Annotated in this window: 1 protein-coding gene and 1 pseudogene; both read left to right on the plus strand. The window is 65.3% G+C overall.

The genetic code is table 11. The features are described 5' to 3' along the window. A partial coding sequence (locus JWG43_RS18460) for a helix-turn-helix domain-containing protein (protein WP_205244386.1) occupies window positions 1–181 on the plus strand: 181 nt, incomplete at its 5' end. Between the two features lie 84 nt (window positions 182–265). Further along, window positions 266–438, plus strand: a pseudogene (locus JWG43_RS18465) (tRNA-binding protein); the annotation flags it as partial.

Genomic DNA, 438 nt, shown 5'->3' on the forward strand with positions numbered 1-438 from the left:
CTACATTCGCAGTCGGCGCATGGCGCTGGCACGCACCCTGCTCGCCCAGACCGCCCTGCCCATAGGCGAGGTGGCCAGCCGCTGCGGCTATCAGGATCAGGGAGCCTTCGCCGAGCGTTTCCTGGCCGAGACGGGCCTCACCCCCTCCCGCTGGCTCCAGCAAAACGGCCCGCAGCCATAACAGTCCGGCCCCTTGCCGAAGACAGGGGCTGCCATTTCAAGGCATGCAGAGGCCAATGCAAGGTGTGTGAAAGGAGGAGCCAAGATGCAGACCATAAGCTGGCAGCAGTTCGAGATGGTGGAGCTGAGAGTGGGCACCCTGGTGCGGGTCGAGCCCTTCCCCGAGGCGCGCAAGCCCGCCTACAAGGTGTGGGCGGATTTTGGCCCCGAGCTGGGGGTGCGCAAGAGCAGCGCCCAGATAACGGATCTCTATCAGCC

It is taken from the genome of Desulfobulbus alkaliphilus (assembly GCF_016918545.1).
Classification (GTDB): domain Bacteria; phylum Desulfobacterota; class Desulfobulbia; order Desulfobulbales; family Desulfobulbaceae; genus Desulfobulbus; species Desulfobulbus alkaliphilus.